The 13,330-nt window shown below is 52.8% G+C and carries 13 protein-coding genes; 9 read left to right on the top strand and 4 right to left on the bottom strand.

Annotation, left to right across the window (positions count from 1 at the left end; genetic code table 11):
• The first annotated feature begins 1 nt into the window (after position 1).
• Positions 2 to 352: a hypothetical protein gene (locus tag HP435_RS20700; protein ID WP_122963908.1), complete on the top strand. Its 351-nt coding sequence runs from the start codon at positions 2 to 4 to the stop codon at positions 350 to 352.
• 142 nt (positions 353 to 494) lie between these two features.
• Here the strand turns inward: HP435_RS20700 and HP435_RS20695 are convergent, their stop codons facing one another.
• A complete protein-coding gene (locus tag HP435_RS20695) occupies positions 495 to 1,919 on the bottom strand; it encodes a L,D-transpeptidase family protein (protein WP_173599096.1) in 1,425 nt (474 codons plus the stop codon).
• A gap of 67 nt (positions 1,920 to 1,986) precedes the next feature.
• Between HP435_RS20695 and HP435_RS20690 the strand changes: the two genes are divergently transcribed.
• The 5 genes from HP435_RS20690 to HP435_RS20670 all read left to right on the top strand — a co-directional run bounded on the left by HP435_RS20690 (position 1,987) and on the right by HP435_RS20670 (position 6,429).
• Positions 1,987 to 2,688 carry an AAA family ATPase gene (locus tag HP435_RS20690; RefSeq protein ID WP_122963910.1) on the top strand — a complete coding sequence of 234 codons (702 nt, stop codon included), beginning with the start codon at positions 1,987 to 1,989 and terminating at the stop codon, positions 2,686 to 2,688.
• 108 nt (positions 2,689 to 2,796) lie between these two features.
• Positions 2,797 to 3,345 carry an RNA polymerase sigma factor SigX gene (locus tag HP435_RS20685; protein WP_122963911.1) on the top strand — a complete coding sequence of 183 codons (549 nt, stop codon included), beginning with the start codon at positions 2,797 to 2,799 and terminating at the stop codon, positions 3,343 to 3,345.
• On the top strand, positions 3,342 to 4,520 hold the full coding sequence (locus HP435_RS20680; RefSeq protein ID WP_122963912.1) for an anti-sigma factor family protein: 1,179 nt from the start codon (positions 3,342 to 3,344) through the stop codon (positions 4,518 to 4,520). Before HP435_RS20685 ends, HP435_RS20680 begins: the two co-directional genes overlap by 4 nt.
• Before the next feature lie 108 nt (positions 4,521 to 4,628).
• Positions 4,629 to 5,591: an ABC transporter ATP-binding protein gene (locus tag HP435_RS20675; protein WP_173599097.1), complete on the top strand. Its 963-nt coding sequence runs from the start codon at positions 4,629 to 4,631 to the stop codon at positions 5,589 to 5,591.
• Positions 5,563 to 6,429, top strand: coding sequence for an ABC transporter permease (locus HP435_RS20670; RefSeq protein ID WP_063228018.1), 867 nt, complete (start codon positions 5,563 to 5,565; stop codon positions 6,427 to 6,429). Before HP435_RS20675 ends, HP435_RS20670 begins: the two co-directional genes overlap by 29 nt.
• Before the next feature lie 126 nt (positions 6,430 to 6,555).
• Here HP435_RS20670 and HP435_RS20665 read toward each other — a convergent pair whose 3' ends face one another.
• Positions 6,556 to 6,777, bottom strand: coding sequence for a hypothetical protein (locus HP435_RS20665; protein ID WP_122963914.1), 222 nt, complete (start codon positions 6,775 to 6,777; stop codon positions 6,556 to 6,558).
• 227 nt (positions 6,778 to 7,004) lie between these two features.
• On the opposite strand from HP435_RS20665, the gene HP435_RS20660 reads away from it, so the two are divergent.
• The 3 genes from HP435_RS20660 (at position 7,005) to HP435_RS20650 (ending at position 10,762) form a co-directional block, all read left to right on the top strand.
• Positions 7,005 to 8,315 carry a CitMHS family transporter gene (locus HP435_RS20660; RefSeq protein ID WP_122963915.1) on the top strand — a complete coding sequence of 437 codons (1,311 nt, stop codon included), beginning with the start codon at positions 7,005 to 7,007 and terminating at the stop codon, positions 8,313 to 8,315.
• A 78-nt stretch (positions 8,316 to 8,393) separates the two neighbouring features.
• Complete coding sequence (locus HP435_RS20655; RefSeq protein ID WP_173599098.1) at positions 8,394 to 10,004, top strand: ATP-binding protein; 1,611 nt, start codon at positions 8,394 to 8,396, stop codon at positions 10,002 to 10,004.
• Positions 10,005 to 10,042: 38 nt separating this feature from the next.
• Positions 10,043 to 10,762, top strand: a complete 720-nt coding sequence (locus HP435_RS20650; protein ID WP_122964069.1) for a response regulator — start codon at positions 10,043 to 10,045, stop codon at positions 10,760 to 10,762.
• Positions 10,763 to 10,783: 21 nt separating this feature from the next.
• Here HP435_RS20650 and HP435_RS20645 read toward each other — a convergent pair whose 3' ends face one another.
• Together HP435_RS20645 and trmB are read right to left on the bottom strand one after the other, a co-directional pair.
• Positions 10,784 to 12,265, bottom strand: coding sequence for a sensor domain-containing diguanylate cyclase (locus HP435_RS20645; protein ID WP_122963917.1), 1,482 nt, complete (start codon positions 12,263 to 12,265; stop codon positions 10,784 to 10,786).
• Between the two features lie 115 nt (positions 12,266 to 12,380).
• On the bottom strand, positions 12,381 to 13,025 hold the full coding sequence (gene trmB / locus HP435_RS20640) for a tRNA (guanosine(46)-N7)-methyltransferase TrmB (protein WP_173599099.1): 645 nt from the start codon (positions 13,023 to 13,025) through the stop codon (positions 12,381 to 12,383).
• Positions 13,026 to 13,330 lie beyond the last annotated feature (305 nt).

The raw sequence follows: 13,330 nt of genomic DNA, 5'->3' as shown, positions 1-13,330 counted from the left end.
CATGTCTGACTTCGCACAAAGAGATTTGCCCACTTTTTTCAAGGAACAACTTAGCCGAGCCAAAGTGAATTTTGAGCGAGCTCTCGACTGTAAACATACCGATTTTGACGACCTGTACCCATATATGAACGAGCAGCCACAGTTTTTCTGGTACAAACGCTACGTCGCTTGGTCAGAGCTGTTGACTGTCGTGCGGTTGGCGGAGGAATTAGGCGTCGAATGGACAGAAGATTTCAGTGAGCAGCAGGTGGAGTTTATCAAAGGCAAGGTTCTGCAAGGCAAAGTGCTCGACTACTGGAATCCGGAAGAAGAACAGGAAGAAACGATCAGTCAGTTGGAAGAAGAAAAATAAGACCAAATACAAGTAGCGCGTTCCCGCTTGGGGAGCGCGCTTTTTTCGTCCGCGGATGCGGGTTCGGCGACTGGCTTGGATGGAATCTCCACGTAACCAGACGAAGGGCTGATTCGTCTTTTCAAAGGAAAAAGGCTGCACATTAATGCAGCCAGGTGTAAATGACTTGTGGCGTTTCTTCTTCCGGTCCCGCCGGAAGGACGAACAAAGGCGGATTGCTCCACGGGCTTGCGGGAGCAGGGGCATCCGAGATGATAAATTCGGTGCCCAGTGAGACGAAGGAGTACAGTTCCTCCACAGCGGCATTGAGCAAGCGCACACAGCCGAGAGACACGGAGGTTCCGATGCTCTCCGGATGGTTGGTGCCGTGGATCGCATAGCCGTTTCCTTGAAAAACCATCCCTCGTGTGCCGTATATGTTGTCATGGCCGCGCGGTTTGTTGATTTTTTGCAAGATCGTATAGTACCCCTCTGGCGTCGAGTCGTTTTTGCCGATGCCCGCCGGATAGCTGCGCACGAGATGCGTGCCGCTCAAAAGCTGGAGCGTGTGCGACTTTTGTGCAAGGCGAACTTGCAGCGGTTCCAAAGGCGACAGCGGCTCAGGATAGCCGGGAAGCGGCAGGACATCGCGCAAGCTTGCCCATGCCGCTCCGCTCTGAAAAGCAGCGGGGTGATACGGATAGCTTTCCAGCAAGAGACGTTTTGGCGGAACAGGGATTTGCGGCAAATAGTTGCCGGGGTAGCTTGCTGCCAAATCTGCCAGCCTGGTTGGAAGGGTCCCTTTTTGTTGATAGTAGCGATAGAGGGCATTGCGCAATGTCAGCACGTGCTGGAGTGTTTGCTGCTCGGTTACGAGGTCTGTGCGCGCTGTTGCAAGCGCCGCCTCCTGAGCGAAGCTGGCTGGCGCTGCAAACCAGCGCTGGCTGATGACACTCCGGCTGGCGGGATTGTATTGCACAATCCCTTTCACCTGTTTGGGCTGATAAAACAACAGTGGCGTAAACAGCGGCGATCCGGGCACTTCCGGAACGACGATGACTGTATACGGCTGTGTCAGCGCCGGACGACGCCCCTCTACATAACGGCGAACCTGGCTCTGCAATTGTTTCGGGTCAAGTGCCGCAGGAACCGCAATCACCTCGACATGAGGCTGCGATCCAGCAGGAGTGCCGACAGGCTTTTCCGCTGTCTGTGTGCGGGCAGCAGGAGCGGCATCTTGCAAAGGCCCGGGTGAGAACACAAACTGGGCGTACAAAAAGGCGAGTGCCGCCAGAAGCAAGCGTGCCTGGTTGCGCCAGTTCTGGCGTTTTTGCTCGCGAAGCAATTTTTGATAGGCGTCTCGCGCCTCGTTAAAATAAGGGCCTTGTTTGGCAAAAAGACTTTGTCTGTAAGCGGCGAGCGCCTGCTGCGTGTCGCCTTGCGCTTCTTTTGCTTGGCCAAGATGGTACCAGCCAATCGCTTCATCCGGGTGTTGCTGGGTAAACCACCGGTAGAAGGAGAGGTCGCTTTGCTCTGGATATTTCATATGAAAGGCGCTTTTTTCCTGAAGAAAGGAAACCTTGTCCACCGATACTCCCCCCTATATGGTTGTATCGGCGTGGCTCGGCAAAAAAGTGAGTGTGGAGGGGAAAATAATGGTTTATTTACGGACGATCAAGCTGTTACGCGAGAAGTTTCCCGAGGCGGGGCGGTATCCGTTTGACCTGCCGTCGCTGCGAAATTTGGAGGCGATCGAGCTGGACACGAGCGTGACTTTTTTGGTCGGGGAAAACGGTTCGGGCAAGTCGACGATGCTCGAAGCCGTCGCGTATCAGTGCGGCTTTCACACGGCTGGCGGATCGCGCAACAATTATTATGACGTCCACAAGTCCGAAGCGAGTCTGGGCGACTATATCCGGCTTTCCTGGCTTCCGAAGCAGACGAACGGTTTTTTCTTGCGGGCCGAGAGCTTTTACCAGTTTGCCAGCCACATCGACTCGATCGGCGGCAGCGGCAGTTACGGCGGGAGGTCGCTGCACGCGCAATCGCACGGGGAAGCGTTCATGTCGCTGTTCACCAACCGCTTCAACAGCAAAGGCATTTACTTGCTGGACGAACCTGAGGCGGCCCTGTCGCCCAAACGTCAACTGGCCTTCTTGTTTTTGATGCGGGAACTGGTGGCAGAGGGCGCGCAGTTTGTGATCGCGACTCATTCCCCGATTTTGATGGGCTTTCCCGGAGCGAAAATCTTCAGCTTTGACGAATCGCCTGTGCAGGAAGTGCGGTATCAGGAGACGGAGCACTACCAACTGACCCGGCGGTTTTTGGAGAAGCCGGCTGCTTTTTTAGACGAATAACGATTTTTTTTAAAATATCCTGTCACAAAAAAGGTCCCGGCGGTTTCTATAAGGTGTAGAACGCGATAGAAGCTGAGTCAGCGGCCTTTGCAGGAAGGAGGAGACGTGATGGAGGTGCAGGCAAAACTGGCGATGAACCAGACGCGGGTGCAAGACGATGCAGACTCGTTTCACGATCTGTTTACCGCTTACTACCCGTTCGTTGTCCGGCAGGCGATGCGGATTGTCCGCGAGCAGCAAGCAGCAGAAGATGTCGCTCAGGAAGTGTTTCTCTCCTTTTACGATACAGATCGCTCCACTGTAGAGAATATCCCGGCTTGGCTATCCAAAGCGGCACTCTATGCAGCCTGCAACTATTTGCGATCAGAGAAGCGCAGGCAGGATAGGCAGGAGCGCACTACTGCGGATCAGGCGCACACCACGCCGTCATCCGAGGAAGCATGGCTGGAAAAAGAAGCGATCAGCCACGTGCAAGAGGTGCTGGACGAGCTGGATGAGCGTGAGCGTACTTTGCTGGTCATGAAATACTCCGGCTTTCCCTACGCCGAGCTGGCAAAAGCGACTGGAACTCCGGTTCAATCTGTCGGAACGATTTTGGCGCGAGCGAAAAACAAATTTCGCAGGCTATACGAGCGGATCAGGGGGGAAGAGGGATGAAATGTGCAGATACGGGCTTTATCCAGGCTTTTCTGGATGGAGAGTGCGAAGCCCGGGAAAGCGAGCAGTTCCGCAGTCACCTGACGGAGTGCGAGCAATGCCGTGCTCGCCTGGATGAGCTGATGGCTTTGGATGTCTGGTCGCGGGAACAGATCGAAGCAGACGTATTCGCCCGTGCCGATCAGGTGAAAGTGAACACGGACGCAGCTTGGCAGCGGTTTTCGCAAACAGTAGGAAAGGCAAACAAGAGCAATCAGTTGCGTGAGTGGAATCACCACAAAGAGCGCAAAGCAAAAAGGAGCTGGAACGAAATGAACAAATCGACGAAACGCTGGGTAACAGCGGCATCGGCAGCAGCTGTGGTCGCCGTGTCTCTGTCTTTTCCGCAAGTACAGGCGGCGGCTAATGACTTTTTGTCCATGTTTCGCATGAGCAAAGTCGAATTTGTCAAAGTGACGCAAGAAGACTTGCAAGAAGTGGAAAACTGGATGGCAAGCGGCAAAGCCGGGGAGATCGATCTGAAAGGAATCGGAAAGATCGAGATCGACGGAATGGATGACAACAAACAGGAAAGCCGTAACCACTACTACAACAACCGGGAAGCTGCGGAAAAAGCGGGAGTCAAGCTGCCGTCAGTGCCTGCCGACATGGCTGTGGAAGGGGTAGAAGTTACCTCGCCGTATCGCATGCATCTCGAAATCGACACCGAGCGGGCAAACAAGCTGCTTGCCCAACTGCAAATCGATGCTCGCTTCGACGACGAGCTGAATGGCAAGCGCATCTCGCTGGAAGTGCCGAAAATGCAAACAACATATATCGGCACCGGAAAAGAGAGCTATTCCTACACGATTGTGGACGCGCCTGAGCTGAAAGCTCCCGATGGCGTAGATCTGGAAAAGCTGCGCGAGACGATGCTGGCTCTGCCGTTTATCCCGGAGCAAGTGAAAAAGCAAATGCTTGACATCAAAGACTGGAAACATACGATTCCTGTTCCGTACATGGCGGACGGCAAAAGCGACATGAAAGAAGTCAAAGTGAACGGCGAAGAGGGTATGCTGCTCACAAGCGAGTACAATACGCATCTCGTTTGGCAAAAAGACGGGAAAATCCACATTTTGGATGGCAGCGAAAAGCGTGGAGAAGAACTTCTGGCTTTGGCAAAACAGCTGAACTAAAGAAGCAGCATAAAGCGAAATATAAAGCGGAATGGCAGAGTTTTCCTGTAGGGGAGGCTCTGCTTTGTCCCGTTTTCCGCTAAAGTTTCAAGTTTTAGGAGGCATGAGATGTCCAATTACGTAATCGAGACCTGGGATTTGTCCAAGCAGTACAACGGCAAGGCGGGCTGCAAAAACATCACTTTGCAAGTGCCGCGTGGCAGTGTGTTTGGATTTCTCGGGCAAAATGGCGCGGGGAAAAGCACGTTTGTCAGAACGATGCTCGGTCTGCTGCACCCGACAGCGGGCAAGGCCGTCATGCTTGGGCATCCGATCGGCACGGTGGAATCGCGGCAAAAGGTCGGGTATTTGCCGGAGCTGTTTCGCTACCCCGATTGGCTGACGGGCCAACAGCTCCTGGAGCACCACGCCCAGCTGTGCGGATTGTCCCGTTCCCAGGGCAAAGCGGTCATCCGGGATGTACTGGAGCAGGTAGGGCTGGCAGGGCGTGAGCGCGAGCGCATTCGCGGCTATTCCAAAGGCATGCAGCAGCGCATCGGAATCGCTTGTGCGCTCTTGTCCGATCCCGAGCTGATTTTTTTGGATGAGCCGACCTCGGCGCTGGACCCGATTGGGCGAAAAGAAGTGCGCGAGTTGATTACCAGGCTCCGCGATCAAGGAAAAACGATTTTTCTCAACAGCCATTTGCTGAGCGAGATGGAGAGCGTCTGCAACTATGTAGGGATTATTCACCGCAGCGAGCTGGTCGTGCATGGAGATTGGCGCAAGCTGAGCAGCGTTGCCCCGCAGGTGGAGCTTACGGTGGAAGCGGCGAGTTTTTCGGCGGGGGAGGAGCTTCCGGCATTCGTGACAGAGAGCAGATTGCTCAGGGAAGCTGCTTCTCGTGCCACGTGGCTTTTGACTCTGGATCAGGACAACCGGGTTCCGGCTCTTTTGCAGGCGCTGGTTGGCCGAGGCGCGGCGGTACATGAGGTTGTGCAAAAGCAGCAATCGCTGGAGGAAGTATTTTTGTACTGGGTGCAAAAGAAGGAGGGGGAAGCACATGTGGCCGATCATGAAAATCACGTATAGGGAGATGATCTCCAAGCGGATTTTTACGATTACGATATTGATGTCGCTGGCTTTCCTGTTGCTGTTTGGCGTAGCGACCTGGTATGCGGCGCGGGAAATGAACGAGTCATGGGGTGGCAGGGCAAGTGACATGCTGCTGCAAAAAAACTTTTTCTCCACGCAACTGCTCGGCATGGGCCTGTACTTTGGTTCGTTCATTACGGCGCTGCTCGCGATCCTGAGCAGTGTCGGCAGTATTGCCCACGAAGTCGAGAGTCATCAGATTGATACGTGGTTGGCCCGGGCGTTGCCGCGCCACCGATACGTCCTGGGGAAGTTCGGCGGATTGACGAGCATGCTTGTCCTCTATGCGCTCCTGATGTTTCTCGGCATTCTCGGGATCAATCAATGGGTTGGCGGAGGCATGCTGGCGGTTGACGTGAGTGCGCAGCAAATAGGGACTTCGCTCGGGTATTTTATCCTGATGCCAGTGATTCTCGTCTGCGTCTCCTTGCTGCTCAGCAGCATCACGACGACGGTAACAGGCGGCATCATCCTGATCATTTTGTACGGAATCAGCTTCATCGGCGGGTTTGTCGAGCAGATCGGGTCGATTTTGGGGGAGAACGCACTGATCAACATCGGGATTATATCCAGCTTGTTGTTTCCTACCGATTCGCTGTTCAGACAATCGACGGTCGCGCTTTTCGAGGCAGCGGAGGACCCGATTTCGTTTGCTTCCCAGGGGATATTTGGCACCACGTCTCCGCCAAGCCAGTTGATGTTTTTCTACACGCTGTTTTACGGCGCGGCGACGCTGGCGCTGGCTGTCCGGTTGTTTGGAAAGCGGGATGTGTAGATCGCACAAAGATGAAAATAATAGCAGCCCGAGCCGTGAAGAGACGGACTCGGGCTTTTTTCTGGGAAAAACGTCGAGACGTTTTTCATGAAATGGGATGTGAGTGCTTGCGGTCAACAGGACGGTCTAGCGTGTGTCAAGGTGGTCGGATTGCGGGGGAGCGGCTGGTTCTTTTTGTTCGCCTTTTTGTAGAAGCTGGATCAATTGGTCCAGCTTTTCATTTCGTTCTTGGTCGAGGGCAATTTTGTTGTTCATGAACCGGATCAGGCTAATGAGCAAATAAATGATCAGGCCGTAAAACAAAAGCATGATGAACAGTGGGATGGATGCGATTCCGAAATCGAGCATGCAAACCTCCGTTTGGAAAAATATAGGTTGTCACTATTGTACCATTTAAACGAATAAGCAGACAGGCGTATCGTGAATTTTATGACGTTTATGACAAAAATGCGGGTAAAACTGTTTATGCGCAAATTGTATTCGGATTTTTACGAACATTGCTATAATGACAGCAGCAAATGAAAGCGCATTCGTACACGTTGTTGTAAGCGCATTCTCCCAAGGAGGAAAAAGGTATGCTGTCATGGCTTGGCTTTTTAATGGTAGCCGTTTTCATGTATTTGATCATGTCGAAGCGACTTTCGGCTTTGGTTGCACTTATTGTGGTTCCTGTTGTGTTTGCTTTGCTCGGCGGCTTTGCGGATCAGCTTGGCACGATGATGCTTGCCGGTATCAAGCAGATTGCGCCTACGGGAATCATGCTGCTGTTTGCCATCCTGTACTTCGGAATCATGATGGATGCTGGCTTGTTTGATCCGCTGATTGCGAAAATATTGCAGATCGTCAAGGGCGATCCGCTGAAAATCGTCGTCGGTACGGCGATTCTCGCCAGTCTGGTCGCATTGGACGGAGACGGTACGACGACTTACATGATTACGGTCACGGCCATGTTGCCGCTGTATCAACGAATGGGGATCAAACCGATGATTTTGGCGGTCATTCCGATGCTTGCGCTGGGCGTCATGAACATGGCGCCGTGGGGCGGTCCGACTGCGAGAGCGATGAGTGTGTTGGGACTGGACGCATCCGAGCTGTTTACTCCGCTCATTCCTGCCATGGCTGCCGGGATCGCTTGGGTCATTTTCGTCGCCTGTATATTGGGCAAAGCAGAACGGAAACGGCTGGGGATTATCGAGCTTGGCGGTGCATCTCGCGCATCGTCGCCAGCACAAGCCGAGTTGGCGGCGGCTCATGAAGCAACTGCGAGCAAGCGTCCACAGTTGCTCTGGTTTAATCTGCTGCTGACCGTTGCGCTGATGCTCGGACTTATCACCAGCTTTTTGCCTTTGCCCATCTTGTTCATGATCGCGTTTGCCATCGCGCTGTTGATCAACTATCCCAAAATGGAAGACCAGAAGGAGCGGATCGCAGCGCACGCGGGCAACGCTCTCGCGACTGTCTCGATGGTCTTCGCTGCCGGAATTTTTACGGGCATTTTGACCGAGACAAAAATGATTGACGCCATGTCGAATACGGTTGTCTCCTGGCTGCCGGACTCGCTTGGCTCGCACATGCCTGTATTGGTCGCTTTGACCAGCATGCCTTTTACGTATTTCATGTCCAACGACGCCTATTATTTCGGCGTGGTGCCGATTTTGGCAAATGCGGCAGCAGCATATGGAGTCGATCCGGCAGAGATCGGGCGGGCGTCGATTCTCGGCCAGCCCTTGCACGTTTTGAGTCCGCTGTTTGCCGCTCAATATTTGCTGCTGGGGATGGTTGGCGTGGACTACGCGCAGACGCAGCGCTTTATTATGAAATGGGCATTCGGCACTTCGCTTGTCATGATCGTTGTCGCGTTGCTTACGGGAGTGCTCACGTTGTAGCAGAGAACTTGCGAACTTGCGGGAAAAAGGGGCCGGGCGAAGGGCCTCTTTTTCAGTTGGACGCAAAATTGGGTTACAATGAGAAGAAGGGGGGAGAGGAACGTGCGTTTTCACAGCAAGCTGATGTTGATCATCTGTTCGCTCCTGCTGGGTGTCATCGTGATTTTGGGGATTACGTTTGAGCGGATGCTCGCGGATGCCCTGGAAAAAGAGATTGGCAGACGGGCGTTGGACACGGCGAAAACCGTGGCGCAAATGGAGGAAATCAAGCAGGCGTTTTACACAGAGGACCCGGCCAAAATTATCAATCCGATTGCGGAAAAAATCCGGGTAAGCACGAACGCCGCTTTTATTACAGTTGGCAATTTGCAAGGGATTCGCTACTCCCATCCAGACCCGGATGAAATCGGCAAGCCGATGGTCGGGGGCGATAACGAAACGGTGTTCGAAGGAAACTCGATCATCTCGGAAACGGTCGGATCGCTGGGGCCTGGCCTCAGGGGAAAAACGCCGATCTATAATGAAGCAGGGCAAGTGATAGGAGTCGTATCTGTCGGATTTTTGTTTGCCGATATTAATGAGACGATTGAAGCGTACCGCGACCGGATTGTGCTCGTCGGGATCATCATGCTGCTTTTGGGCGTCGTGTGTACGATGCTGCTTGCCCGGAATGTCAAAAAAGCGATTTTCGGCTTGGAACCAGCGAGCATCGGACGGTTGTATCAGGAGAACCAGGCTGTGCTTGAATCGATTCGCGAAGGCATTGTGGCGGTCAACGAGACAGGGGCGATCACGCTTGCCAATCAGACGGCGCAACGACTGCTCGGCCAAAAGCAGGAAAAGGAGCGCGATTGTTTGACAGAGAAGCAGGACGACCTGGTGCACGCGCTTGGCCTCACGGAAGTAATCGAGACGGGGGAAGCCGAGTTTGACCGCGAAGCGCTGGTGAACGAGCAGGTGCTGATTGTCAACCGCGTGCCGATCAAGGATGCGAACAACCAGATCACGGGCGCTGTCGCCAGCTTCCGCAACCGTTCGGAATTGTTCGAGGTGACACAGGAGCTGTCCAGGGTAAAGGAATATGCTGAAGTGCTCCGCTCGCAAACGCACGAGTATTCCAACAAGCTGCACCTGATCTCCGGTTTGATCCAGTTGGAGTCGTATCAGGAAGCGATCCAGTTTATCTCGTCTGAGCTGGATGCACACGTCAGCCATACGCGATTCATTTTGCAAGAGGTGCCAGACCCGCTGATCGCCGGACTTTTGCTCGGCAAGCTGAATCAGGCCAATGAGCGCAAAATTGAGCTGAAAATCGATCCGGAAAGCAACTTCCGCGAAATTCCAGCGGCTATTGATCGCGCCCAACTGATTGTCATTTTGGGAAATTTGCTCGATAATGCGATGGATGCCGTCTGGGCACCGGGCGCCTTTGCCCAGGAGATCACGATCTTTTTGCTCGATATGGAAGAGGTGCTGTTGATCGAAGTAGAAGATCGCGGCCCAGGCATCTCGCGGGAACATGCCGAGCGGGTATTCGAGCTTGGCTTTTCTACCAAGCAGCAGCCGAATCACGGGTACGGCCTGCATCTGGTGCAACAAGCGGTTTCCAAGCTGCATGGCAATATTACGCATACAGGTAATCCGGCGGGCGGAACTATTTTTACGGTGACGCTGCCGAAAGAGGTTTGAACGTCGCAGATGAAGGAGGGAGAGCTGTATTGAAGAGCATGGCGGGAAAAAGCGCAATACGGGTTTTGATTGTAGAGGACGATTTGAGGATTGCCGAAGTAAATCGTCGCTTTGTGGAAAAGGTGGAAGGGTACGAGGTTGTCGGCATTGCGACCAATGCCCAGGAAGCCAGGGATCAGCTGGAGCTGCTTCAGCCCGATTTGGTGCTGTTGGACATTTATTTTCCGGACATGGACGGACTGGATTTCTTGTCTGTGATCAAGGAGCAGTTTCCCGCGTGCGACTGCATCATGCTGACAGCAGCCAAAGAGGTGGATACCGTCGTAGAAGCGATACGCTACGGCGTCTTTGATTTCATCACCAAGCCGCTGATTTTTGCCCGCCTGCAACAGACTTTGCAGAGCTACCAGGAGTTCAGGCAAAAAGTGCGGGAGTGGAAACAGGACAGGGAGCAAATCAGCCAGGCCCAGATTGATGAGCTGATTTCCCGGACAAGCAGCAAAAAACCAGCGGAAGGAAGAGCCGTCAAAGGGATTGATCAGATTACACTGGACAAAATATCCGGCTATCTGATGCAAACACAAGAAGCTACTACCGAGCTGGTCAGCAAAGAAACGGGCATCAGCCGTTCAACGGCCCGTCGCTATTTGGAGTATCTGGTTGCTATTGGCGAAGCCGTCGCTGACCTTTCCTACGGCGTGGTTGGACGGCCAGAACGTGTGTACAGAATGGTGAGCGGGCGAAAAGACGGCAACTGAACAACTAGCGGCTTTTCAGGATTAAACCAGCGGATGAGCGCCGCCGACCATGTCGGACAGCTCCTTTTTCCGTCTGGTTTTTTCTTTGTACATGGCTGCATCAGCTTGCTCGATCATGTCCTCGATCGTTACATCCATACCAGAGCAGAAATAAAACAGTCCGTGGCTCGCCGTAATGAGGTACGGCTTTTTCTGGGCGGCATTGATCGCCAAAAACTGCTGCCAGATGACGTCCCAAAGCGCATCGACTGCTTCTTGCGACTTGCCGGTAAAGAGGATGATGAACTCGTCACCGCCGTAGCGAAACAAAATGTCGTCAGCGCAGATGACGCCTCTGATCACATCGCACACCGTCGTGATCAGCGCGTCGCCCTCCCGGTGTCCGTACTGGTCGTTTACTTGCTTGAGATTGTTGATGTCGACGAAGCAAATCGTGCATGAAATCCAGGAGCTGCGGGATTCAGCGACGATCTGTTGCAGGGCTTCGATCCCGCTCCGGCGATTCAACTGACCAGTCAGCAAGTCGATCGAGGCGTGCTTTGCCAGCTCGCTTTCTACTTTTTTCAACTCGGTGATGTCTGTCATCCCGGATAAAATGCACGGGATGTTGTCGTACTCGATCACTTCATAGTGAACCATGGCCCAACGGGTAAAGCCCGGCGCGCTTTTTTGCTGGAGCACGTGGTTTTTGATGCTGCCTGTTTTGCGCAGTTGCTCGACGACTTCCTGGCGATCTGCTGCGTCTTGAAAAACATAGCTCGTGTCGTAACGTTCTTCGTCACCTGCTGTGCAGGGCCATTCTTTTTGGGCGCGCTCGTTCATCAGCAAAATGCGCCCGTCAGAGAGACGGGAGAGAAGCAGCGGGTACGGATTGATGTCAAACAATTTGCGCAAATTTTCCGCTGATTCCTTTTGCTCACGCTTGTAGTTGAACTCTTTTTTTCTATAAGAATGGAAAGCAAGCACGATGAAAAAGGAGATGCACACCGTCATGCTCGTATTGATCTGTTTGGCGTGAAGCGAGAAATCATCCTGGGGAATTTGCGCCAACACATACAGAAACAGCAAGTGACAAGGCACAAGAATATAGGCGAAGTACCGCGGGCGCAGCGGAAAGACGGCTGCAACCCCGATGAGCACGACGACGTAGGCGTCAATATTTCCCGAGAGTCTGTGGCTGTTCAAAGACGACAGAGCGCTTGCTAGGACGTAGCCCGCCACGAACAAAATGATCAGAGAGTGCGGCCAGGAGGAGCGCATGAAGCTTTCGCTCTTCTGAAATTTTTGATAGATGAAGACGAGAATCAAGGAGGCGATAAAGCCTGATGTATGTATAGAAGTAAGCGTGTAAAGAAACAGCGGATTGCCGACGTCTTTAAGCAGGACGAGATCGACGTACAGAAAGACGGGATAGCACAAAAGCAAGAATATCGAGGTCATCCGTAACCGCGCGAACAAAAGGCTGTTATTCCATTCGTGAAAGGCATCATCGTAGCGATTCATATGCTTTTCTCCCAATCCTTTGCTTGAAAGATCGAAAAAACCCCACGCAAGCACGAGCTGTATCCATAGCGTGTTCGCGTGGGAGTCATTTACTTGTAAAAGCGTTGCGCTTCGCTTACTTTATCAAGCAGCTGGCTTCTACCCGGTAGATTCGCTGTCCTCTGGAAGAAAAGCGCTCTTCGTACTCGGTCATCACGTTTTCTTCTGCGAGCTTCGATTGGTGAAGATCAAAGGTGATGTTCTTCATCTGAAAGCGCTCGGCAGCGAATTGATTGAGGGAGAACTCAAACAGCTTTTCGTTGTCGGTCTTCATATGAATTTCGCCGTCTTGGGTGAGCACCTGGCGATAGTTGTTCAGGAAGCTGGCGTAGGTGAGGCGGCGCTTGGCATGGCGCGCCTTTGGCCACGGATCGCTGAAATTCAAATAAATCCGGGCAATTTCATGATCGGCGAACAGTTCACTGATCTTGGAGGCGTCGAACTGGATAAATGCCAGATTCGGAATCGTCTCGTACTCGGTTCGCTGCAAGGCCCGCAAAACAACCTCTGCTTTCAGTTCAACCGCAATGAAATTCGTATCAGGGTGACGCTTTGCCAGTGTATTAATGAAGCGTCCCTTTCCACAGCCGATCTCCACGTGGATCGGATTGTCATTTCCGAAGCGTTCCTTCCATCTTCCTTTATAGGAAAGCGGGCTGTCTACAAATGTCGGATATTCACGCAGGGCCGCTTCGGCGCCTGGGATGTTACGCAGTCGCATATGTTCCTCCTTCAAAACGAACTCCTATCTACTTTACGATGACTCTCAACAGGTTGCAAGCATAGAGAAGAGAGAGAAGGAAGAAACCATTTTTGCCCGCGTGAAAATAGCGCGAAAAGGGATTTTTTGCAAGTGGGTATAGGTCATAAGTCGCATATGATGCGGACAATCGGCGAATCGCACTGGATACAATTGGACAAAACCGGAGGAACATTTTGGCATGAAAATAAACTGAAAATTTAAGGAATGCCTGTTACAGCGGGCTTGAGGGCGTCAAGCGGAAATCACATCCATTTGTTCAATCG

It is taken from the genome of Brevibacillus sp. HD3.3A, from assembly GCF_013284375.2.
Classification (GTDB): domain Bacteria; phylum Bacillota; class Bacilli; order Brevibacillales; family Brevibacillaceae; genus Brevibacillus; species Brevibacillus parabrevis.
Note: the sequence above shows the minus strand (reverse complement) of the source record. Positions and strands in the feature narration are given on the sequence as shown.